The organism is Streptomyces lienomycini (genome assembly GCF_027947595.1).
In the GTDB taxonomy this organism is placed as follows: Bacteria; Actinomycetota; Actinomycetes; order Streptomycetales; family Streptomycetaceae; genus Streptomyces; species Streptomyces lienomycini.
Genome location: NZ_CP116257.1, coordinates 1,397,809 through 1,419,471 on the forward strand (window position 1 = coordinate 1,397,809; position 21,663 = coordinate 1,419,471).

The 21,663-nt window shown below is 70.1% G+C and carries 21 protein-coding genes; all 21 read left to right on the forward strand.

The window, feature by feature from the left end; genetic code table 11:
* The first annotated feature begins 3 nt into the window (after positions 1-3).
* The 21 genes from thrC (at position 4) to BJ961_RS06735 (ending at position 21,650) form a co-directional block, all read left to right on the forward strand.
* Positions 4-1,062: a threonine synthase gene (thrC, locus tag BJ961_RS06635; RefSeq protein WP_271320379.1), complete on the forward strand. Its 1,059-nt coding sequence runs from the start codon at positions 4-6 to the stop codon at positions 1,060-1,062.
* Between the two features lie 305 nt (positions 1,063-1,367).
* Positions 1,368-2,297 (forward strand): homoserine kinase, encoded by a 930-nt coding sequence (gene thrB / locus BJ961_RS06640; protein WP_271320380.1) that lies wholly within the window; start codon positions 1,368-1,370, stop codon positions 2,295-2,297.
* A 411-nt stretch (positions 2,298-2,708) separates the two neighbouring features.
* Positions 2,709-4,802: a transcription termination factor Rho gene (gene rho / locus BJ961_RS06645; RefSeq protein ID WP_271320381.1), complete on the forward strand. Its 2,094-nt coding sequence runs from the start codon at positions 2,709-2,711 to the stop codon at positions 4,800-4,802.
* 373 nt (positions 4,803-5,175) lie between these two features.
* Positions 5,176-6,324, forward strand: a complete 1,149-nt coding sequence (locus BJ961_RS06650; protein WP_271320382.1) for an LCP family protein — start codon at positions 5,176-5,178, stop codon at positions 6,322-6,324.
* Positions 6,325-6,448: 124 nt separating this feature from the next.
* On the forward strand, positions 6,449-6,670 hold the full coding sequence (rpmE, locus tag BJ961_RS06655; protein ID WP_030042685.1) for a 50S ribosomal protein L31: 222 nt from the start codon (positions 6,449-6,451) through the stop codon (positions 6,668-6,670).
* Positions 6,671-6,777: 107 nt separating this feature from the next.
* Entirely contained in the window at positions 6,778-7,854 is a 1,077-nt protein-coding gene (prfA, locus tag BJ961_RS06660) for a peptide chain release factor 1 (protein WP_271320383.1), read from the forward strand.
* Between the two features lie 79 nt (positions 7,855-7,933).
* Complete coding sequence (prmC, locus tag BJ961_RS06665) at positions 7,934-8,773, forward strand: peptide chain release factor N(5)-glutamine methyltransferase (RefSeq protein WP_271320384.1); 840 nt, start codon at positions 7,934-7,936, stop codon at positions 8,771-8,773.
* Positions 8,774-8,823: 50 nt separating this feature from the next.
* Positions 8,824-9,471, forward strand: a complete 648-nt coding sequence (locus BJ961_RS06670; RefSeq protein ID WP_271320385.1) for an L-threonylcarbamoyladenylate synthase — start codon at positions 8,824-8,826, stop codon at positions 9,469-9,471.
* Positions 9,468-10,148, forward strand: a complete 681-nt coding sequence (locus BJ961_RS06675) for an arsenate reductase/protein-tyrosine-phosphatase family protein (protein WP_271320386.1) — start codon at positions 9,468-9,470, stop codon at positions 10,146-10,148. Before BJ961_RS06670 ends, BJ961_RS06675 begins: the two co-directional genes overlap by 4 nt.
* A 66-nt stretch (positions 10,149-10,214) precedes the next feature.
* A complete protein-coding gene (locus BJ961_RS06680) occupies positions 10,215-11,471 on the forward strand; it encodes a serine hydroxymethyltransferase (protein WP_271320387.1) in 1,257 nt (418 codons plus the stop codon).
* 130 nt (positions 11,472-11,601) lie between these two features.
* Complete coding sequence (locus BJ961_RS06685) at positions 11,602-12,936, forward strand: MraY family glycosyltransferase (protein ID WP_271320388.1); 1,335 nt, start codon at positions 11,602-11,604, stop codon at positions 12,934-12,936.
* Between the two features lie 290 nt (positions 12,937-13,226).
* The gene (locus tag BJ961_RS06690; protein WP_271320389.1) at positions 13,227-13,661 is read left to right on the forward strand and encodes a hypothetical protein; all 435 of its coding nucleotides are present in this window, start codon (positions 13,227-13,229) and stop codon (positions 13,659-13,661) included.
* Between the two features lie 210 nt (positions 13,662-13,871).
* Positions 13,872-14,711, forward strand: coding sequence for a F0F1 ATP synthase subunit A (atpB, locus tag BJ961_RS06695; protein WP_271320390.1), 840 nt, complete (start codon positions 13,872-13,874; stop codon positions 14,709-14,711).
* Between the two features lie 75 nt (positions 14,712-14,786).
* Positions 14,787-15,011, forward strand: coding sequence for an ATP synthase F0 subunit C (gene atpE / locus BJ961_RS06700; protein WP_007387656.1), 225 nt, complete (start codon positions 14,787-14,789; stop codon positions 15,009-15,011).
* Between the two features lie 42 nt (positions 15,012-15,053).
* Positions 15,054-15,614, forward strand: coding sequence for a F0F1 ATP synthase subunit B (locus BJ961_RS06705; protein ID WP_271320391.1), 561 nt, complete (start codon positions 15,054-15,056; stop codon positions 15,612-15,614).
* Between the two features lie 5 nt (positions 15,615-15,619).
* Positions 15,620-16,435 carry a F0F1 ATP synthase subunit delta gene (locus BJ961_RS06710; protein ID WP_271320392.1) on the forward strand — a complete coding sequence of 272 codons (816 nt, stop codon included), beginning with the start codon at positions 15,620-15,622 and terminating at the stop codon, positions 16,433-16,435.
* Between the two features lie 155 nt (positions 16,436-16,590).
* A complete protein-coding gene (atpA, locus tag BJ961_RS06715) occupies positions 16,591-18,180 on the forward strand; it encodes a F0F1 ATP synthase subunit alpha (protein ID WP_271320393.1) in 1,590 nt (529 codons plus the stop codon).
* A gap of 21 nt (positions 18,181-18,201) precedes the next feature.
* Positions 18,202-19,119, forward strand: coding sequence for a F0F1 ATP synthase subunit gamma (locus BJ961_RS06720; protein ID WP_271320394.1), 918 nt, complete (start codon positions 18,202-18,204; stop codon positions 19,117-19,119).
* On the forward strand, positions 19,119-20,555 hold the full coding sequence (atpD, locus tag BJ961_RS06725; RefSeq protein WP_271320395.1) for a F0F1 ATP synthase subunit beta: 1,437 nt from the start codon (positions 19,119-19,121) through the stop codon (positions 20,553-20,555). Before BJ961_RS06720 ends, atpD begins: the two co-directional genes overlap by 1 nt.
* 131 nt (positions 20,556-20,686) lie before the next feature.
* On the forward strand, positions 20,687-21,061 hold the full coding sequence (locus BJ961_RS06730) for a F0F1 ATP synthase subunit epsilon (protein WP_271320396.1): 375 nt from the start codon (positions 20,687-20,689) through the stop codon (positions 21,059-21,061).
* Positions 21,062-21,203: 142 nt separating this feature from the next.
* Positions 21,204-21,650 (forward strand): DUF2550 domain-containing protein, encoded by a 447-nt coding sequence (locus tag BJ961_RS06735; RefSeq protein ID WP_007387649.1) that lies wholly within the window; start codon positions 21,204-21,206, stop codon positions 21,648-21,650.
* Positions 21,651-21,663: the final 13 nt, after the last annotated feature.

Consider the following 21,663-nt stretch of genomic DNA (forward strand, 5'->3'; position numbering starts at 1 on the left):
GCAATGACCCACCAGTGGCGCGGAATCATCGAGGAGTACCGGGACCGGCTGCCCGTCTCCGACAGCACGCCCGTCGTGACGCTCCGCGAGGGCGGCACGCCGCTCGTGCCCGCGCAGGTGCTCTCCGAGCGCACGGGCTGCGAGGTCCACCTCAAGGTCGAGGGGGCGAACCCGACCGGGTCCTTCAAGGACCGCGGCATGACCATGGCCATCAGCAAGGCGAAGGAGGAGGGCGCGCAGGCCGTCATCTGCGCCTCCACCGGCAACACCTCCGCCTCCGCCGCCGCCTACGGTGTGCGCGCGGGCATGGTGTCCGCCGTGCTCGTGCCGCAGGGCAAGATCGCGCTCGGCAAGATGGGCCAGGCCCTCGTGCACGGCGCGAAGATCCTCCAGGTCGACGGCAACTTCGACGACTGCCTCACGCTGGCCCGCGCCCTCAGCGACAACTACCCGGTGGCCCTGGTCAATTCGGTCAACCCGGTCCGTATCGAGGGGCAGAAGACGGCCGCCTTCGAGATCGTGGACATGCTCGGCGACGCGCCCGACATACACGTCCTGCCGGTGGGCAACGCGGGCAACATCACCGCGTACTGGAAGGGCTACAAGGAGTACGCCGCCGACGGGGTCAGCACGAGGACGCCCCGCATGTGGGGGTTCCAGGCCTCGGGCAGCGCCCCGATCGTGCGCGGCGAGGTCGTCAAGGACCCCTCGACCATCGCCACCGCCATCCGCATCGGCAACCCCGCCTCCTGGGACTTCGCACTCGCCGCCCGGGACGAGTCGGGCGGTGCCATCGACGAGGTGACGGACCGTGAGATCCTGCGCGCCTACCGGCTGTTGGCCTCGCAGGAGGGCGTCTTCGTGGAGCCCGCGTCCGCCGCGTCGGTGGCCGGTCTGCTGAAGGCCGCCGAGCTGGGCAGGGTCGACCCGGGACAGCGCATCGTGTGCACCGTCACCGGCAACGGCCTGAAGGACCCGGACTGGGCCGTCGCGGGTGCCCCGCAGCCGGTCACCGTCCCGGTCGACGCGGCGACGGCGGCCGAGCGGCTCGGCCTGGTCTGAGCGGCCCCGCCGGGGAACGCGCCCGGCGTACGAGGGCGTAAGCGACGTCCGCTCGGGCAAGTCACTTACGGGGGGTGCACAGGGGGCTTACGACACGCATCGTGCGCCTCCTGTGCGCCCTATGTCGCAGCAGAACCTTCCTTCGATAGGCTGTACCGAACCCGCCTGCCGCATATGCCGCGGTGGAGCGCCGTGTCCGCGGTCGGTGCGGGCAGGCCGTTCGGCAGGGAGCGGCGAGCCCCCGGGTCCCGTACGTCATCGAATGTCATTCGACAGTCACGCAGTTCAAGGAGAGTCATCGAGCGATGGCCGGTCCAGCGTTCCGCGCCGCCGCCGTCAGGGTGCGCGTCCCCGCCACCAGCGCCAACCTCGGCCCGGGCTTCGACGCCCTCGGCCTCGCGCTGGGGCTGTACGACGACGTCGTCGTCCGGGTGGCCGACTCCGGGCTGCACATCGACATCGCGGGTGAGGGCAGCGAGACGCTGCCGCGCGACGAGAAACACCTCCTCGTCCGCTCCCTGCGCACCGCCTTCGACCTGCTGGGCGGACAGCCCCGCGGCCTGGAGATCGTCTGCGCCAACCGCATCCCGCACGGCCGCGGCCTCGGCTCCTCCTCCGCCGCCATCTGCGCCGGCATCGTCGCCGCGCGCGCGGTGACCATAGGCGGCGAGTCCCGCCTCGACGACGCCGCGGTCCTCGACCTCGCCACCGAGATCGAGGGCCACCCCGACAACGTCGCGGCCTGCCTGCTGGGCGGCTTCACCCTGTCCTGGATGGATTCCGGCGCCGCCCGGGCGATCAGGATGGAGCCCTCCGATTCCATCGTTCCGGTGGTTTTCGTGCCCGGAAAGCCGGTACTGACCCAGACGGCGCGCGGACTCCTCCCGCGCACCGTCCCGCACGTCGACGCCGCCGCCAACGCGGGCCGCGCCGCGCTGCTCGTCGAGGCCCTCACCAGGCGCCCCGAGCTGCTGCTGCCGGCCACCGAGGACCGCCTGCACCAGGAGTACCGCGCGCCCGCCATGCCGGAGAGCGCCGCCCTGGTGGAGCGGCTGCGCGGCGACGGCGTCCCCGCCGTGATCTCGGGAGCCGGACCCACGGTGATGGCGCTGGCCGACGCCGACACGGCCGACAAGGTCGAGGCGCTGGCCGGCGCGGACTGGGCGGCCAACCGGCTCAGCCTGGACCAGCGGGGCGCGAGCGTCCTGCCGCTGGCCACCCCCAGTGACATTTAGACGCGTACGGTTGCCGGATTTCGAGAGGGGGAATGTTTGTTGGATCCGGTAGTGTTAACCTCAAGTCTGCACCCGACCCCACCATGGCGAGGTGCCTCGTGTCCCCGTCCGGGACAGACATTCTTCCGGGAGCCCCCCAAGCTGCATTGTGTAGTGGATGTCGTACGTGATCAGTACGGCCGACACGGGCACTGAGCGGCCCGCCGGGCACGCTTCGGAACCGGTGCGACCACGCCGCATGACACAGACACTGGGTGCCACGGCCAGGGGGCGCGCCATCACCAGATATCCCTTCCGCCGTTCAGGCGGACCACCGCCCCGGCACGGTTCGCACAGCAAGGACCGAAGCCGGACAGCACAACCGGTCGCCGAGCCAGACAGGCCGACGTCCGCTCCAGGGAAGGACCCTTCGTGAGCGACACCACCGATCTGATGGGCGCACGTGTCGAGGAGACCGCTGCCGCGCCCGCCACGGACGCCTCCGCGCCTGCCACCGGTGCCGGCTCCCGGCGGCGCCGCGGTACCGGCCTCGAGGGCATGGTGCTGGCAGAGCTGCAGCAGGTCGCATCCGGCCTCGGCATCAGGGGCACCGCGCGTATGCGCAAGAGCCAGCTGATCGAGGTCATCAAGGAGGCGCAGGCCGCGGGCGGAGCCCCCGCCAAGGCCGCGCCCGCCGCCGCGGACACCGCCGGCGAGACCAAGCCGAAGCGCCGCAGCACCTCCCGGACCCGTACGGGCGACGAGGCGCCCGCCGAGAAGGCGGAGAAGGCCGGCAAGGCCGAGAAGAAGGCGGACAAGGCCGTCGCCGACAAGGCCGCCGCCCAGCAGCAGATCGACATCCCGGGACAGCCGTCCAAGGTCAACGCCGCCGCCGAGCAGGCCGGCGGCACCGGCGACGACGCCCCCACCGAGCGCCGTCGGCGCCGGGCCACCGCCGACGCGGGCAGCCCGTCCGCCGCCACCGAGACGGCCGTCGAGACCCGCGGCGAGCCGAAGACCGACGCGTCGGGCCAGCAGCAGTCGCAGGGCCACCAGCAGGGCCAGGGCGACGCCCGTTCCGACGGCGAGGGCGGCGAGGGCCGCCGTCGCGACCGCCGTGACCGCGGCGACCGCGGCGACCGCGGCGATCGGGGTGACCGCGGCGACCGCGGCCGCGACCGGCGCAACAAGGGCGACGACCAGCAGAACCAGGGCGGAGGCCGCCAGGACCGCCAGCAGCAGGGCGGCGGACGCCAGGACCGCCAGCAGCACGACGACGGTTACGACGACGACGGCAGCGGCCGCCGCGGCCGTCGGGGCCGCTACCGGGACCGCCGGGGCCGTCGCGGGCGCGACGAGATCCAGGAGCCGCAGATCAACGAGGACGACGTCCTCATCCCGGTCGCCGGCATCCTCGACATCCTCGACAACTACGCGTTCATCCGGACCTCCGGCTACCTGCCCGGCCCCAACGACGTGTACGTCTCCCTCGCCCAGGTCCGCAAGAACGGCCTGCGCAAGGGCGACCACCTCACCGGTGCCGTGCGCCAGCCCAAGGACGGCGAGCGCCGCGAGAAGTTCAACGCGCTCGTGCGCCTGGACTCGGTCAACGGCATGGCGCCCGAACACGGCCGCGGACGCCCGGAGTTCAACAAGCTGACGCCGCTGTACCCGCAGGACCGCCTCCGCCTGGAGACGGACCCCGGTGTCCTGACGACCCGCATCATCGACCTGGTCGCGCCCATCGGCAAGGGCCAGCGCGGTCTGATCGTGGCCCCGCCGAAGACCGGCAAGACCATGATCATGCAGGCGATCGCCAACGCCATCACGCACAACAACCCCGAGTGCCACCTGATGGTCGTCCTGGTCGACGAGCGTCCGGAAGAGGTCACCGACATGCAGCGGTCGGTGAAGGGCGAGGTCATCTCCTCGACCTTCGACCGCCCGGCCGAGGACCACACCACGGTCGCCGAGCTGGCCATCGAGCGCGCCAAGCGCCTGGTGGAACTGGGTCACGACGTCGTCGTGCTGCTCGACTCGATCACGCGTCTGGGCCGTGCGTACAACCTCGCCGCCCCGGCCTCCGGCCGCATCCTGTCCGGTGGTGTCGACTCGACCGCCCTGTACCCGCCGAAGCGCTTCTTCGGTGCGGCCCGCAACATCGAGGACGGCGGCTCGCTGACCATCCTCGCCACCGCCCTGGTGGACACCGGGTCCCGCATGGACGAGGTCATCTTCGAGGAGTTCAAGGGCACCGGCAACGCCGAGCTCAAGCTCGACCGCAAGCTCGCCGACAAGCGCATCTTCCCCGCGGTGGACGTCGACGCGTCCGGCACCCGCAAGGAGGAGATCCTGCTCGGCAGCGACGAGCTCGCCATCACCTGGAAGCTGCGCCGGGTGCTGCACGCCCTCGACCAGCAGCAGGCGATCGAGCTGCTCCTCGACAAGATGAAGCAGACCAAGTCGAACGCCGAGTTCCTGATGCAGATCCAGAAGACGACCCCGACGCCCGGCAACGGCGACTGACGTCCTCGCACACCCCGGAACGCCCCGTCACGCCCGTGACGGGGCGTTCCGGGGTTCTCCCTGTGTGTTCTCCCCGCGCGCGGGGTCCCGGCGCCGCGACTTTCACCACAGCCGGGAAGCCCGCCGGCCGGCGCGACGGCCGCGACCCGGCCGGCCGAAACCCCAGGTGGCCGCGGGATTCGCCCGCCCCGCGACCACGGAGGGTGCCCGATGTGCCACGTATCGGACACAAGTGGCTGTGCAACCCTGGCCCGAGTTCCGCCGTCTCAGCTACGGAGGGACGATGGTGAGGAACCGGTGGACAACCACCGGAACCGACCGACCCGACCCTGAGCGCAGGGGGTAACCGACCGGACGAACACCCGAGGAGCACATGTCCGCCGAGAGCACGCCGGATCCCGCGATACCCGGCCCCGGCCGGTCCACCGCCACCGGACCCGGCCACCGGGGCAAGGGCCGCCGCCGCAAGCCCAGATCGGGCCGGCGCAAGGCCCTCCTCGTCGCCGCCTGGAGCGCCGCCGGCATCGTGGTCCTGGGCGGCACCGGAGCCGGAGTCCTGTACTTCAAGCTCAACGGCAACCTCACCAGCGTCGACATCGACCAGGCGCTCGGCGCCGACCGGCCCGAGAAGACCGACAACGGCTCCGAGAACATCCTGGTCCTCGGCTCCGACACCCGCGCCGGCGGCAACAAGAAGCTCGGCGGCGGCACCGACGACGGCACCGCCCGCTCGGACACGGCGATGATCGTGCACGTCTACAAGGGCCACAAGAAGGCCAGCGTGGTCTCCATCCCGCGCGACACCCTCGTCGACCGCCCCGACTGCACCGACACCGGCGGCGGCGACCACCCCGCCGCCGAGGGCGTCATGTTCAACTCCGCCTACTCCACCGGCGGCGCCGCCTGCGCCGTGAAGACCGTCGAGTCCCTCAGCGGCCTGCGCATGGACCACTACCTGGAGGTCGACTTCAACGGCTTCCAGAACCTCGTCGACGACCTCGGCGGCGTCAACGTCACCACCACCGAGGACATCAAGGACCCCGACAGCCACCTCGACCTCCGGGCCGGCACCCACCGGCTCGACGGCGAGCAGGCCCTCGGCCTGGTCCGCACCCGGCACGGCGTCGGCGACGGCTCCGACCTCGGCCGCATCCAGCTCCAGCAGGCCTTCGTCAAGGCCCTGGTCGACCAGGTCAAGAACGTCGGCCTGCTCGGCAACCCCAAGAAGCTGTACGACATCGCCGACACCGCCACCAAGACCGTGACCACCGACTCCGACCTGGGCTCGGTCAACTCCCTGATGTCCTTCGCGAGCGGCCTCAAGGGCATCGGCCCCGGCAACATGCACATGGTCACCATGCCGGTGGTCTACGACCCCGCCGACGCCAACCGCGTCCTGGTGGAGAAGACCAAGGCGGAGCAGGTCTGGACGGCCCTGAAGAACGACCGGCCGATCCCCGCGAGCGCCACCGAGGGCACCGCCACCGGCGAGGCCAAGGGCGTCGTGAACGCCGGGGAATAGATCACCGCCGCCCCCGGTTTTGGGGGATGGCCCCAGTCCTGGCAGACTGGTACGTCGGCTCCGGTTCACGCTCCCGCATCCCGCGGCTGCGACCCGGCGCCCTCCAGGAACAGTAGGAGACACCTTGAAGCGCGACATCCACCCCGAGTACGTCGAGACGCAGGTCAGCTGCACCTGTGGCGCGTCGTTCACCACCCGCAGCACCATCGACTCCGGCACCATCCGGGCCGAGGTCTGCTCCGAGTGCCACCCGTTCTACACGGGCAAGCAGAAGATCCTCGACACCGGTGGCCGCGTGGCCCGCTTCGAGGCCCGCTTCGGTAAGGCTGCCGGCTCCAAGAAGTAGCGAGCCTCCAACCGCCGGTCCACGGCCGCATCCCCTCCCGGGGAGCGCCGGGACCGGCGTTTTTGGTCGCCCGTCTTCCCCTTCCCAAGCAGTAGCAGGAGCCCAAGATGTTCGAGGCCGTCGAGGAACTCGTCGCCGAGCACGCCGACCTGGAGAAGAAGCTCGCCGACCCGTCGGTCCACGCCGACCAGGCCAACGCGCGCAAGCTGAACAAGCGGTACGCCGAGCTCACCCCGATCGTCGCCACGTACCGCTCCTGGAAGCAGACCGGCGAGGACGCCGAGACCGCCCGCGAGTTCGCCGCCGACGACCCCGACTTCGCCGCCGAGGTCAAGGAACTGGAGAAGCGGCGCGAGGAACTCACCGAGAAGCTGCGCCTGCTGCTCGTCCCGCGCGACCCCAACGACGACAAGGACGTCATCCTCGAGGTCAAGGCCGGCGCCGGCGGCGACGAGTCGGCGCTCTTCGCCGGCGACCTGCTGCGCATGTACCTGCGCTACGCCGAGCGGGTCGGCTGGAAGACCGAGATCATCGACTCCACCGAGTCCGAGCTGGGCGGCTACAAGGACGTCCAGGTCGCCGTGAAGACCAAGGGCGGCCAGGGCGCCACCGAGCCCGGCCAGGGCGTCTGGGCGCGGCTCAAGTACGAGGGCGGCGTGCACCGCGTGCAGCGGGTGCCCGCGACCGAGTCCCAGGGCCGGATCCACACCTCCGCGGCGGGTGTCCTGGTGACCCCCGAGGCCGAGGAGATCGACGTCGAGATCAACCCGAACGACCTCCGCATCGACGTCTACCGTTCCTCCGGGCCCGGCGGCCAGTCCGTCAACACCACCGACTCCGCCGTGCGCATCACGCACCTGCCGACCGGAGTAGTCGCCTCCTGCCAGAACGAGAAGAGCCAGCTGCAGAACAAGGAGCAGGCGATGCGTATCCTGCGCTCCAGGCTGCTCGCGGCGGCGCAGGAGGAGGCGGAGAAGGAGGCCGCGGACGCCCGCCGCAGCCAGGTCCGCACCGTTGACCGCTCCGAGAAGATCCGTACGTACAACTTCCCGGAGAACCGCATCTCGGACCACCGCGTCGGCTTCAAGGCGTACAACCTGGACCAGGTCCTGGACGGCGACCTCGACTCGGTGATCCAGGCCTGCGTCGACGCGGACTCGGCCGCCAAGCTCGCCGCCGCGTAAGACGCGTCCGTCACGTCAGACAGCTCGGAGGACCAGCGTGCAGCAACATCACGGGGGGCGACCCCCGAACCCCCGCAGCGTGCTGCTCGCGGAGGTGGCCCAGGCCACCCAGCGGCTGGCCGACGCCGGCGTGCCCTCGCCGCGCACCGACGCGGAGGAGCTCGCCGCGCACCTGCACGGAGTGAAGCGGGGCCAGCTGCACACCGTGCCGGACGCGGAATTCGACGCCCGGTACTGGGAGGTCGTCGCCCGCCGCGAGGCCCGCGAGCCGCTCCAGCACATCACCGGCCGCGCCTACTTCCGCTACCTGGAGCTCCAGGTCGGCCCCGGCGTCTTCGTGCCCCGCCCCGAGACCGAGTCGGTCGTCGGGTGGGCCATAGACGCGGTGCGCGCCATGGACGTCGTCGAGCCCCGCATCGTCGACCTGTGCACCGGCTCCGGCGCCATCGCGCTGGCGCTCGCCCAGGAGGTGCCGCGCTCGCGCGTGCACGCCGTGGAGCTGTCCGAGGACGCCCTCAAGTGGACGCGCAAGAACATGGAGGGGTCCAGGGTCGACCTGCGCCAGGGAGACGCCCTGACGGCCTTCCCCGACCTCGACGGCCACGTCGACCTGGTGGTCTCCAACCCGCCGTACATCCCGCTCACCGAGTGGGAGTACGTCGCCCCCGAGGCCCGCGACCACGATCCGCAGCTGGCCCTGTTCTCCGGCGAGGACGGCCTCGACCTGATCCGCGGCCTGGAACGCACCGCGCACCGCCTGCTGCGCCCCGGCGGCGTGGTCGTCGTCGAGCACGCCGACACCCAGGGCGGCCAGGTGCCCTGGATCTTCACCGAGGAGCGGGGCTGGGCCGACGCGGCCGACCACCCCGACCTCAACAACCGGCCCAGGTTCGCGACCGCCCGCAAGGCACTGCCGTGAGCACAGCCCCGACTTCGATCCCGCAGTACGTGTACGAGGAGGCCAGCTAAATGGCACGGCGATACGACACCAACGACGCGACCGACCGAGTGACCGGTCTGCGCGAGGCCGCGTCCGCCGTCCGCCGTGGCGAACTGGTGGTGCTGCCGACGGACACCGTGTACGGCATCGGCGCCGACGCCTTCACCCCGGACGCCGTCGGCGACCTGCTCGAGGCCAAGGGGCGGGGCCGCACCATGCCCTCGCCCGTCCTCATCGGCTCGCCCAACACCCTGCACGGCCTGGTCACGGACTTCTCCGAGATGGCCTGGGAGCTGGTCGACGCCTTCTGGCCGGGCGCGCTGACGCTGGTCGCCAAGCACCAGCCGTCGCTGCAGTGGGACCTCGGCGAGACCCGCGGCACGGTGGCCGTGCGGATGCCGCTGCACCCGGTCGCCATCGAGCTGCTCACCGAGGTCGGCCCGATGGCCGTGTCCTCCGCCAACCTGACCGGCCACCCCGCCCCCGAGGACTGCGACGCCGCCCAGCAGATGCTCGGCGACTCCGTCTCCGTCTACCTCGACGGCGGCCCCACCCCCGGCATCGTCCCCTCGTCCATCGTCGACGTCACCCGCGAGGTGCCCGTGCTGCTGCGCGCGGGCGCGTTGTCGGCGGAGGAGCTGCGCAAGGTGGTACCCGACCTCGAGGTGGCGAATTGACGGCCCCTGAGACGGGGCGTGGCATAGGCAACGGGGAACGCGCCGCGGAGATCACGACGACCTTCGTCGGACTCCCGCGCGACAGCTTCCGCATCCTCCACGTCAGCACCGGCAACGTCTGCCGCTCGCCCATCACCGAGCGGCTGACCCGGCACGCCGTGAAGGAGCGGCTCGGCGTCCTGGGCGGCGGCCTGATCGTGGAGAGCGCCGGCACCTGGGGCCACGAGGGCGCCCCCATGGAGGCGAACGCCGAGACGGTCCTCGCGGACTTCGGCGCGGACGCCGCCGGGTTCACCGGGCGCGAGCTGCTCGACGAACACGTGATCCGCGCCGACCTGGTGCTCACCGCGACCCGGGACCACCGGGCCCAGGTCATCTCCATGGGCCACTCGGCGGGCCTGCGCACCTTCACCCTCAAGGAGTTCACCCGCCTGGTGAACGCCATCGACCCGGCCACGCTGCCGCCCCTGGAGGACGGCGTGGTGACCCGGGCGCGCGCCCTGGTCCGCGCGGCCGCGGCGCTGCGCGGATGGCTGCTGGCGCCCACGGTGGAGGCGGACGAGGTGTACGACCCGTACGGTGCGCCGCTGCCGTTCTTCCGGTCCGTCGGGGACGAGATACACCAGGCGCTCGACCCGGTGGTGACGGCGCTGACGGGGGTCCCCGCGCGGGCGTGAGGCGGGGCGGGCCCACCGGGCCTACATTGGTCGTACGTCACCGTCGACGCACGCCCGGAGCCCACCATGTCGGTCACCCACGACGTCCCCCAGGCCGATGACAGCATGCTCGGGGACCTGGGCCGCCAGGATCCCCGGCTCGCCGAGATCCTGTTCGCCGAACGCCGCCGGCAGTCGACGACCCTGCAGCTGATCGCCGCCGAGAACTTCACGTCCCCCGCCGTGCTGGCCGCGCTCGGCTCCCCGCTGGCCAACAAGTACGCCGAGGGCTACCCGGGCGCCCGGCACCACGGCGGCTGCGAGATCGTCGACGTCGCCGAACGGCTCGCCGTCGAGCGGGCCCGGGACCTCTTCGGCGCCGAGCACGCCAACGTGCAGCCCCACTCCGGATCCTCCGCCGTACTGGCCGCCTACGCCGCCCTGCTGCGCCCCGGCGACACCGTCCTCGCCCTCGGCCTGCCCCACGGCGGGCACCTCACCCACGGCTCGCCCGCGAACTTCTCCGGCCGCTGGTTCGACTTCGTCGGCTACGGCGTGGACGCGGAGACCGGGCTGATCGACTACGACCAGGTGCGCGCCCTGGCCCGCGCCCGCCGCCCCAAGGCGATCGTGTGCGGCTCGATCGCCTACCCCCGCCACATCGACCACGCCTTCTTCCGCGAGGTCGCCGACGAGGTGGGCGCCTACCTCATCGCGGACGCCGCCCACCCGATCGGGCTGGTCGCGGGGGGAGCGGCGCCCAGCCCGGTGCCGTACGCGGACATCGTCTGCGCCACCACGCACAAGGTGCTGCGCGGGCCGCGCGGCGGCATGGTGCTGTGCGGGAGCGAGCTGGCCGAGCGGGTGGACCGGGCCGTCTTCCCCTTCACCCAGGGCGGCGCGCAGATGCACACCATCGCCGCCAAGGCCGTCGCCTTCGGCCAGGCGTCGACCCCGGCCTTCGCCGCCTACGCCCACCAGGTCGTCGCCAACGCCCGCGCCCTCGCCGCCCATCTGGCCGCCGAGGGCCTGGCCGTCACCACCGGCGGCACCGACACCCACCTGCTCACCGTCGACCCCGCCCCGCTCGGCGTCGACGGGCGGACCGCACGCGGCCTGCTCGCGGCCGGCGGAGTCGTCCTGGACTGCTGCGCGCTGCCGCACGCGGACGCCCGCGGGCTGCGCCTGGGCACGGCGGCCGTCACCACGCAGGGCATGGGGGAGCGGGAGATGCGGGCGGTGGCCACGCTGCTCGGGGCGGTGCTCAGGGGTGAGACGGACGCCGCCCGGGCACGGGACGACGTACGGGATCTGGTCGCGCAATTCCCCCCGTATCCGGACTGAGGCGGGGTAGGCGCACACGCGTGCACAGCCACACGTGCAACCATCGTGGTTACCCGGAAGTCCTCAACCATATGCGCGCATCGCTAGGGTGTGGGGCTGAGGACGGCAAGCGAGACCTGTGGGGAAGCCCGTGCGTGAATACCTGCTGACGCTCTGCGTCACGGCCGCGGTGACGTATCTGCTGACAGGGCCGGTACGGAAGTTCGCGATCGTGGCGGGGGCGATGCCGGAGATCCGGGCACGTGACGTGCACCGGGAACCCACTCCGCGGCTCGGCGGGATCGCGATGTTCTTCGGACTGTGCGCCGGCCTGCTGGTCGCCGACCACCTCACCAACCTCAGTGAGGTCTTCGAGAAGAGCAACGAACCGCGGGCCCTGCTGTCCGGGGCGGCCCTGATCTGGCTGATCGGCGTCCTGGACGACAAGTTCGAGATCGACGCCCTGATCAAGCTGGGCGGGCAGATGATCGCCGCCGGTGTGATGGTGGTGCAGGGTCTGACCATCCTGTGGATCCCGCTGCCCGGCGTCGGCACCGTGGCGCTCACCCAGTGGCAGGGCACGCTGCTGACGGTGGCGCTGGTCGTCATCACCATCAACGCGGTCAACTTCGTGGACGGCCTCGACGGCCTCGCGGCGGGCATGGTGTGCATCGCGGCGGCGGCGTTCTTCATGTACGCCTACCGGATCTGGTACTCGTACGGCATCGAGGCCGCGGCGCCCGCCTCGCTGTTCGCGGCCATCCTGATGGGCATGTGCCTGGGCTTCCTGCCGCACAACATGCACCCCGCCAGGATCTTCATGGGCGACTCCGGCTCGATGCTCATCGGCTTGGTGCTGGCGGCCGGCGCGATCTCGGTCACGGGGCAGGTCGACCCCGACCTGATGAACCTGTTCTCCGGGTCCGAGCGCAACTCGGTGCACCAGATGGTGCCGGTCTACATCCCGCTGGTGATGCCGCTGACCATCATCGCCATCCCGGCCGCCGACCTGATCCTGGCGATCGTCCGGCGCACCTGGAAGGGCCAGTCGCCGTTCGCCGCGGACCGGGGGCACCTGCACCACCGGCTGCTGGAGATCGGCCACTCGCACAGCCGCGCGGTGCTGATCATGTACTTCTTCTCGGCGCTGATCGCCTTCGGCGCGCTCGCCTACTCCGTGAACGCCGCGTCCATGTGGATCGTGCTGGGTGTGGTCTTCCTCAGCGCGATCGGGCTGGTCCTGCTCCTGATGCCGCGCTTCACCCCGCGTGCCCCGCGCTGGTCCGAGCGCTTCGTGCCGCCGCGCTACCGGCGACGCAAGGCGGCCGCGGCCGAGGCCGGGGACGGAGAAGCGGACGGCGGCGCGGACGCCGAGGAGCCCGCGGGGGACGCGGAGGACGAGGACGACGACCGGGTCCCCGTGACGGTGGGCGTCTCCGGGGTCAACGGGGCCACCGCGGTCGGGCACCGTTCACGGGCAAGGTAAGAATCTGACTAGAGCATTGCCAACTCGTGGGGGAACGAAATACCCCATTACCAGACAAGTGGGTGCAGTAATTGCACAGACGCGCGGCGTCACTCTCATGTGTGACAGCAAGCACACCCACAGGTAAAGACCTCATCAAATAGTTTGTGATACGGTTCACGAGTATCCCCGGGTAGAGCCCAAGGACCGTAGTGCGACGGTCTCTTGAACGTGAGGACACCGTCCGGCCCGGGTCTACGCTCGTCCATGACGACACCTGCCCCCTGTGTGTTGAAAGCGGAGTTGCCGCCATGCCGTCCAATGACGTCCGGATCCTGCTTCAGGCTGCCGTGCCCACGGCTGCCGTCGGCGCTGTTGCCGCCGTCGTCAGCGCAGTGGTGGCCGGCGGCAAGGGCGCGGTCGGAGCCGTCGTCGCGACCGTGGTGGCGATGCTCTTCATGGGAATCGGCCTCTACGTCCTGCAGCGCACCGCCAAATCGCTTCCGCACCTCTTCCAGGCGATGGGCCTGATGCTCTACGCGGCACAGATCCTGCTGCTGTTCGTCTTTCTCGCCGCCTTCAAGAACACGACGTTGTTCAACCCCCGGTCCTTCGCGATCACTCTGGTCGTCGTCACGCTCGCGTGGATCGCCACGCAGACGCGCGCGCACATGAAGGCCAAGATCCTCTATGTCGAGCCCGAGTCGTCGAGTGAGAAGTCCGAAAGGACGGGCCACTCGTCGTGAGGGGTAGGGCCGGGATAAAGAGGCATGTGAAGTCCTGCTATCGTCCGGTGCCAACTGCGGCATCGCGGGCGCGGGCATCCAAGCTGACGCCTGCACGAGCGCGAGGCAAGATGCCCCACAGCCGCCCCCACATCCGTAACACCAGTCCCGTGCCGAACTGCGGCCCCGCGCCGCGCCGACACAACGAGGTTGCCGTACCCATGCGCCACGATGAAGGAGCCCGCGGTGAGTGCTGACCCGACGCAGGTGCTCGCCTTCGAGACCGACTGCCACATTTTCGACGGATGTGGCTTCCCGGCTCCCGGCCTGCACTCGTTCCTCTTCGAGCCGCTCTGGGGCAACGCAGACGGCAACGGCATGTACTTCAACAAGCCGATGCTGCTGGCGCTGCTCGGCTCGTTCATCATCGTGGGCTTCTTCTGGGCCGCCTTCAACAAGCCGAAGGTCGTCCCCGGCAAGCTCCAGATGGTCGCCGAGTCCGGCTACGACTTCATCCGCCGCGGCGTGGTCTACGAGACGATCGGCAAGAAGGAAGGCGAGAAGTACGTCCCGCTCGTCGTGACGCTCTTCTTCTTCGTCTGGATGATGAACCTCTGGTCGATCATCCCGGTCGCCCAGTTCCCGGTGACCTCGATCATCGCCTACCCGATGGTCCTGGCCCTGATCGTCTACGTCGTGTGGGTGTCGCTCACCTTCAAGCGCCACGGCTTCGTCGGTTTCTTCAAGAACGTCACCGGCTACGACAAGTCCCTCGGCGCGGTGCTGCCGCTGTCGATGACCATCGAGTTCTTCTCGAACCTGCTGGTCCGCCCCTTCACGCACGCCGTCCGGCTCTTCGCCAACATGTTCGCCGGCCACACGCTGCTGCTGCTCTTCACGATCGCCAGCTGGTACCTGCTGAACGGCATCGGATTCGCCTACGCGGGCGTCTCGTTCGTGATGACGCTCATCATGACGGCCTTCGAGCTCTTCATCCAGGCCGTGCAGGCGTACGTGTTCGTGCTGCTGACCTGCACCTACATCCAGGGCGCGCTCGCCGAGAACCACTGAGTCCCCGCCCGGCCTCACATCCCAGCCGTCCGGTGGCCAACCCCCACCGGTCCGTAAAGAAAAGGAAGAACCGGCATGTCCCAGACCCTTGCTGCCGTTGATGGTTCGCTCAGCTCCGTCGGGTACGGCCTGGCCGCCATTGGCCCCGGCGTCGGCGTCGGCATCATCTTCGGTAACGGCACCCAGGCCCTCGCCCGCCAGCCCGAGGCGGCCGGCCTGATCCGCGCCAACCAGATCCTCGGCTTCGCCTTCTGTGAGGCGCTCGCCCTCATCGGTCTCGTCATGCCCTTCGTCTACTAAGACGAAGACCGACGACCGACCCTTTCGACGAAAGGCATTGATGTGACTTCCGCCCTGGTTTTCCTGGCGGCTGAGGGTGAGAAGGAGAACCCCCTCATCCCGCCGTGGCCGGAGCTCGTCATCGGCCTGATCGCCTTCGTCATCGTCTTCGGCTTCCTCGCCAAGAAGCTCCTCCCGAACATCAACAAGGTTCTGGAAGAGCGCCGCGAGGCCATCGAGGGCGGTATCGAGAAGGCCGAGGCCGCGCAGACCGAGGCCCAGAGCGTCCTCGAGCAGTACAAGGCGCAGCTCGCCGAGGCCCGGCACGAGGCCGCGCGACTGCGCCAGGAGGCGCAGGAGCAGGGCGCCACGCTCATCGCCGAGATGCGCGCGGAAGGCCAGCGGCAGCGTGAGGAGATCATCGCCGCCGGTCACGCCCAGATCCAGGCCGACCGCAAGGCCGCCGCGTCCGCGCTGCGCCAGGACGTCGGCAAGCTGGCCACCGAGCTGGCCGGCAAGCTGGTCGGCGAGTCCCTCGAGGACCACGCCCGCCAGAGCCGTGTGATCGACCGGTTCCTGGACGAGCTGGACGACAAGGCGACGACGGCCGAGGCGGCCCGATGAGTGGCATGCACGGAGCGAGCCGCGAGGCTCTTGCCGCCGCACGTGAGCGTCTCGACGCGCTGACGGACTCCACGTCCGTGGACGCCGGCTCGCTCGCCGACGAGCTGGCCGCCGTCACCGCGCTGCTCCACCGCGAGGTGTCGCTGCGTCGGGTCCTGACCGACCCGGCGCAGTCCGGCGAGGCCAAGGCCGAACTCGCCCAGCGCCTCCTCGGCACCCAGGTCAGCGGCACCGCCGTCGACGTGGTGGCCGGCATGGTGCGCTCCCGCTGGTCGCAGTCCCGCGACCTGGTGGACGCGCTGGAGGAGCTGGCGAACACCGCCGACCTCACCGCCGCCCAGAAGACGGGCCGGCTCGACAACGTGGAGGACGAGCTGTTCCGGTTCGGCCGGATCGCCTCCTCGAACACCGAGCTGCGCGCCGCGCTCACCAGCCGCTCCGCCACCACCGCGGCCAAGGGCGAGCTGCTGCGCAGCCTGCTCGGCGGCCGGGCGGACCGGACCACCGAGCGTCTGGTCACCCGTCTCGTCACCGCGCCCCGGGGACGTAGCCTGGAGTCGGGACTCGAATCCCTGTCCAAGCTCGCCGCCGACCGGCGCGACCGGATGGTCGCCGTCGTCACCTCGGCGGTGCCGCTGAGCGACCCGCAGAAGCAGCGCCTCGGCGCCGCCCTCGCGAAGGTCTACGGCCGCCCGATGCACCTCAATCTCGACGTGGACCCCGAGGTCGTCGGAGGGATCCGGGTGCAGGTCGGCGACGAGGTCATCAACGGCTCCATCGCGGACCGTCTGGAGGACGCCGGCCGCCGACTGGCGAGCTGACGCCCCGCGCGACAACAGCACAGCAAGTTGCACGTACTTACGACGGCCCTGGTTGGGCCGTGCAGAGGATTCACCTCTTTTTGGGGGGAGTCCCCGACTCGTGGAATACCCCCCAAGTGAAACTTCGGGCCCAACAAGGAGAGCAGGGAACTCAGATGGCGGAGCTCACGATCCGGCCGGAGGAGATCCGGGACGCGCTGGAGAACTTCGTCCAGTCGTACAAGCCGGACGCGGCCTCGCGCGAGGAGGTCGGTACGGTCACCCTTGCCGGCGACGGCATCGCGAAGGTCGAGGGTCTCCCCTCGGCCATGGCCAACGAACTGCTGAAGTTCGAGGACGGCACCCTCGGCCTCGCCCTCAACCTCGAGGAGCGCGAGATCGGTTGCGTCGTCCTCGGTGAGTTCAGCGGCATCGAGGAGGGGCAGCCGGTCTCGCGTACCGGTGAGGTCCTCTCCGTGGCCGTCGGCGAGGGCTACCTCGGCCGCGTGGTCGACCCCCTCGGCAACCCGATCGACGGCCTCGGCGAGATCGAGACGTCCGGTCGCCGCGCCCTCGAACTGCAAGCCCCCACGGTCATGCAGCGCAAGTCGGTGCACGAGCCGATGGAGACGGGCTACAAGGCCGTCGACGCCATGACCCCGATCGGCCGCGGCCAGCGCCAGCTGATCATCGGCGACCGCCAGACCGGCAAGACCGCCCTGGCCGTCGACACGATCATCAACCAGCGCGACAACTGGCGCACCGGCGACCCGAACAAGCAGGTCCGCTGCATCTACGTCGCCATCGGCCAGAAGGGCTCCACCATCGCGTCCGTGCGCGGCGCGCTGGAGGAGAACGGCGCGCTGGAGTACACGACCATCGTGGCCGCCCCGGCGTCCGACCCGGCCGGCTACAAGTACCTGGCGCCGTACACCGGCTCGGCCATCGGCCAGCAGTGGATGTACGAGGGCAAGCACGTCCTGATCATCTTCGACGACCTGTCGAAGCAGGCCGACGCCTACCGCGCCGTGTCGCTGCTGCTGCGCCGCCCGCCGGGCCGTGAGGCCTACCCGGGTGACGTCTTCTACCTGCACTCCCGTCTGCTGGAGCGCTGCGCGAAGCTCTCCGACGCCGAGGGCGCCGGCTCGATGACGGGTCTGCCGATCGTCGAGACGAAGGCCAACGACGTGTCGGCGTTCATCCCGACCAACGTCATCTCCATCACCGACGGCCAGTGCTTCCTGGAGTCCGACCTGTTCAACGCCGGTCAGCGTCCGGCCCTGAACGTCGGTATCTCGGTCTCCCGCGTCGGTGGCTCCGCCCAGCACAAGGCCATGAAGCAGGTTTCCGGCCGACTGCGCGTGGACCTCGCCCAGTTCCGTGAGCTGGAGGCGTTCGCCGCCTTCGGTTCCGACCTGGACGCCGCGTCGAAGTCGCAGCTGGAGCGCGGTCAGCGCATGGTCGAGCTGCTGAAGCAGAACCAGTACCAGCCGATGTCGACCGAGGACCAGGTCGTCTCCGTCTGGGCCGGCACCACCGGCAAGATGGACGAGGTGCCCGTCGCCGACATCCGCCGCTTCGAGAAGGAGCTGCTCGAGTACCTGCACCGCCAGGAGCAGGGCCTCATGACCTCCATCCGGGAGGGCGGCAAGATGTCCGACGACACCCTGCAGGCCGTCGCCGAGGCCATCGCGTCGTTCAAGAAGCAGTTCGAGACCTCGGACGGCAAGCTGCTCGGCGAGGACGCCCCGTCCGCCGCCAAGTGACGTAAGGAAGGGACCTGACTCATGGGAGCCCAGCTCCGGGTCTACAAGCGTCGCATCCGATCCGTCACCGCGACCAAGAAGATCACCAAGGCGATGGAGATGATCGCCGCCTCGCGCGTCGTCAAGGCGCAGCGCAAGGTGGCGGCCTCCACGCCGTACGCGCAGGAGCTCACCCGCGCGGTCACGGCGGTCGGGACCGGGTCGAACACGAAGCACCCGCTCACCACGGAGGCGGACAACCCGACCCGTGCCGCGGTCCTGCTCCTCACGAGCGACCGCGGCCTGGCCGGCGCCTTCAACTCCAACGCCATCAAGGCGGCGGAGCAGCTGACCGTGCGCCTCGAGCGTGAGGGCCGGCAGGTCGACACGTACATCGTCGGCCGGCGCGGCCTGGCCCACTACAACTTCCGCGAGCGCAAGGTCGTGGAGTCGTTCGCGGGCTTCACCGACGAGCCCTCGTACGCGGACGCCAAGAAGGTCGCGGCGCCGCTGATCGAGGCCATCGAGAAGGACACGGCCGAGGGCGGCGTGGACGAACTCCACATCGTCTACACCGAGTTCGTCTCGATGATGACGCAGACGGCGGTCGATTCCCGGCTGCTTCCGCTGCGCCTCGACGAGGTGGCCGAGGAGTCGGCGACGAAGGACGAGATCCTTCCGCTGTTCGACTTCGAGCCGTCGGCGGAGGACGTCCTCGACGCCCTGCTGCCGCGCTACGTCGAGAGCCGCATCTACAACGCGCTGCTGCAGTCGGCCGCCTCCAAGCACGCCGCCACGCGGCGCGCGATGAAGTCGGCCACCGACAACGCGGGCGAGCTGATCAACACGCTCTCCCGTCTTGCCAACGCGGCCCGCCAGGCCGAAATCACCCAGGAAATCAGCGAGATCGTCGGTGGCGCCAGTGCCCTGGCCGACGCGAACGCGGGGAGTGACAACTAATGACCACCACTGTTGAGACCGCGACGGCCACGGGCCGCGTCGCCCGGGTCATCGGCCCGGTCGTCGACGTGGAGTTCCCCGTCGACGCGATGCCGGACATCTACAACGCGCTGCACGTCGAGGTGGCCGACCCGGCCAAGGAGGGTGAGCTCAAGACGCTGACCCTCGAGGTCGCCCAGCACCTCGGTGACGGCCTGGTCCGCACCATCTCCATGCAGCCCACCGACGGCCTGGTCCGCCAGGCCCCGGTGACCGACACGGGTGCGGCCATCTCCGTCCCCGTCGGCGACTTCACCAAGGGCAAGGTGTTCAACACCCTCGGCGAGGTGCTGAACGTCGACGAGCAGTACACCGGTGAGCGCTGGCCGATCCACCGCAAGGCCCCGAACTTCGACGAGCTCGAGTCGAAGACCGAGATGTTCGAGACCGGCGTCAAGGTCATCGACCTGCTGACCCCGTACGTCAAGGGCGGCAAGATCGGCCTGTTCGGCGGTGCCGGCGTCGGCAAGACGGTGCTCATCCAGGAGATGATCTACCGCGTCGCCAACAACCACGACGGTGTCTCCGTGTTCGCCGGTGTCGGTGAGCGCACCCGTGAGGGCAACGACCTCATCGACGAGATGAGCGAGTCCGGCGTCATCGACAAGACCGCGCTGGTCTTCGGTCAGATGGACGAGCCGCCGGGCACCCGTCTGCGCGTCGCGCTGGCCGGCCTGACCATGGCCGAGTACTTCCGCGACGTCCAGAAGCAGGACGTGCTGTTCTTCATCGACAACATCTTCCGCTTCACCCAGGCGGGCTCCGAGGTGTCGACCCTGCTCGGCCGCATGCCCTCCGCGGTGGGCTACCAGCCGAACCTGGCCGACGAGATGGGTCTCCTCCAGGAGCGCATCACCTCGACCCGTGGTCACTCGATCACCTCGATGCAGGCGATCTACGTCCCCGCGGACGACCTGACCGACCCGGCCCCGGCCACCACCTTCGCCCACCTCGACGCGACGACGGTGCTGTCCCGTCCGATCTCGGAGAAGGGCATCTACCCGGCCGTGGACCCGCTGGACTCGACGTCCCGCATCCTCGACCCGCGGTACATCGCGGCGGACCACTACCAGGCCGCGATGCGCGTGAAGAACATCCTGCAGAAGTACAAGGACCTGCAGGACATCATCGCGATCCTCGGTATCGACGAGCTGGGCGAAGAGGACAAGCTCGTCGTCCACCGCGCCCGTCGCGTGGAGCGCTTCCTGTCCCAGAACACCCACGTCGCCAAGCAGTTCACCGGCGTCGACGGGTCGGACGTCCCGCTGGACGAGTCGATCGCGGCCTTCAACGCGATCTGCGACGGCGAGTACGACCACTTCCCGGAGCAGGCGTTCTTCATGTGCGGCGGCATCGAGGACCTGAAGAGCAACGCCAAGGAGCTGGGCGTCTCCTGAGCCTCGGCTCGCGGTGAGCCGCACGGCTCACCATCCGGAGGGGGCGGGCGCGTCCCGCCCCTTCCGGCACGCCCCTTAGACTTGTAACCAACACCCGGCTCTCCCGCCGGGTGGTGACCCGAGGAGCCACCTTGGCTGCTGAGCTGCACGTCGCGCTGGTCGCGGCCGACCGAGAGGTCTGGTCCGGCGAGGCCACCCTGGTCGTCGCGCGCACCACGTCCGGCGACATCGGCGTCATGCCCGGTCACCAGCCGCTGCTCGGTGTGCTGGAGTCGGGCCCGGTGACCATTCGTACGAGTGACGGCGGGACGGTCGTCGCCGCCGTGCACGGCGGTTTCATCTCGTTCGCCGACGACAAGCTGTCGCTGCTGGCCGAGATCGCCGAGCTGTCGGACGAGATCGACGTCCAGCGCGCGGAGCGGGAGCTCGAGCGCGCGAAGGCGGAGGGCGACGCCCACGCCGAGCGTCGCGCCGACGTCCGACTGCGCGCGGCGGCGGGACGCTGATCCACAGCACTGTGCGATAGCGTCGTGCCATGACGTCACTCAGCCGCGGCTGGGACCGGAGACATCCGGACCCAGCCGCGGCTGAGGCAGATCCGGGTGGTTTTTCCGTTCCGTTACCTAGGAGACGAGGAGGTCGGTGTCGATGGCCCTCGCTCTGACTGTGTGCGGAATTGTCGTCGCCCTGGTGGTGATCGGGCTCTTCGTCTTCGGTCTGCGCCGCCGGCTGATCCAGCGTTCGGGCGGCACCTTCGACTGCTCCCTGCGCTGGGACGCCCCCAAGGAGGGCGACACCGGCGGCAAGGGCTGGGCCTACGGCGTCGCCCGCTACAACGGCGACCGGGTCGAGTGGTACCGCGTCTTCTCGTACTCCCCCCGCCCGCGCCGGGTGCTCGAACGCTCGGCGATCGAGGTGGCCGGCCGCCGGGTGCCGGACGGCGAGGAGGAGCTGGCCCTGCTCTCCGACGCCGTGGTCCTGGCCTGCCTCCACCGGGGCACACGGCTCGAACTGGCGATGAGCGAAGACGCGCTGACCGGATTCCTCGCGTGGCTGGAAGCAGCCCCGCCCGGACAGCGAGTGAATGTGGCGTAGCCACATTCACTCT

What these genes read in the sequence shown, in the direction of transcription:
- thrC (WP_271320379.1), top strand. Translation starts at nt 4, where the DNA reads ATGACCCACCAGTGGCGCGGAATCATCGAGGAGTACCGGGACCGGCTG.
- thrB (WP_271320380.1), top strand. Translation starts at nt 1,368, where the DNA reads ATGGCCGGTCCAGCGTTCCGCGCCGCCGCCGTCAGGGTGCGCGTCCCC.
- BJ961_RS06650 (WP_271320382.1), top strand. Translation starts at nt 5,176, where the DNA reads ATGTCCGCCGAGAGCACGCCGGATCCCGCGATACCCGGCCCCGGCCGG.
- prfA (WP_271320383.1), top strand. Translation starts at nt 6,778, where the DNA reads ATGTTCGAGGCCGTCGAGGAACTCGTCGCCGAGCACGCCGACCTGGAG.
- BJ961_RS06670 (WP_271320385.1), top strand. Translation starts at nt 8,824, where the DNA reads ATGGCACGGCGATACGACACCAACGACGCGACCGACCGAGTGACCGGT.
- BJ961_RS06680 (WP_271320387.1), top strand. Translation starts at nt 10,215, where the DNA reads ATGTCGGTCACCCACGACGTCCCCCAGGCCGATGACAGCATGCTCGGG.
- BJ961_RS06690 (WP_271320389.1), top strand. Translation starts at nt 13,227, where the DNA reads ATGCCGTCCAATGACGTCCGGATCCTGCTTCAGGCTGCCGTGCCCACG.
- atpB (WP_271320390.1), top strand. Translation starts at nt 13,872, where the DNA reads ATGAAGGAGCCCGCGGTGAGTGCTGACCCGACGCAGGTGCTCGCCTTC.
- atpE (WP_007387656.1), top strand. Translation starts at nt 14,787, where the DNA reads ATGTCCCAGACCCTTGCTGCCGTTGATGGTTCGCTCAGCTCCGTCGGG.
- BJ961_RS06710 (WP_271320392.1), top strand. Translation starts at nt 15,620, where the DNA reads ATGCACGGAGCGAGCCGCGAGGCTCTTGCCGCCGCACGTGAGCGTCTC.
- atpA (WP_271320393.1), top strand. Translation starts at nt 16,591, where the DNA reads ATGGCGGAGCTCACGATCCGGCCGGAGGAGATCCGGGACGCGCTGGAG.
- BJ961_RS06720 (WP_271320394.1), top strand. Translation starts at nt 18,202, where the DNA reads ATGGGAGCCCAGCTCCGGGTCTACAAGCGTCGCATCCGATCCGTCACC.
- atpD (WP_271320395.1), top strand. Translation starts at nt 19,119, where the DNA reads ATGACCACCACTGTTGAGACCGCGACGGCCACGGGCCGCGTCGCCCGG.
- BJ961_RS06735 (WP_007387649.1), top strand. Translation starts at nt 21,204, where the DNA reads ATGGCCCTCGCTCTGACTGTGTGCGGAATTGTCGTCGCCCTGGTGGTG.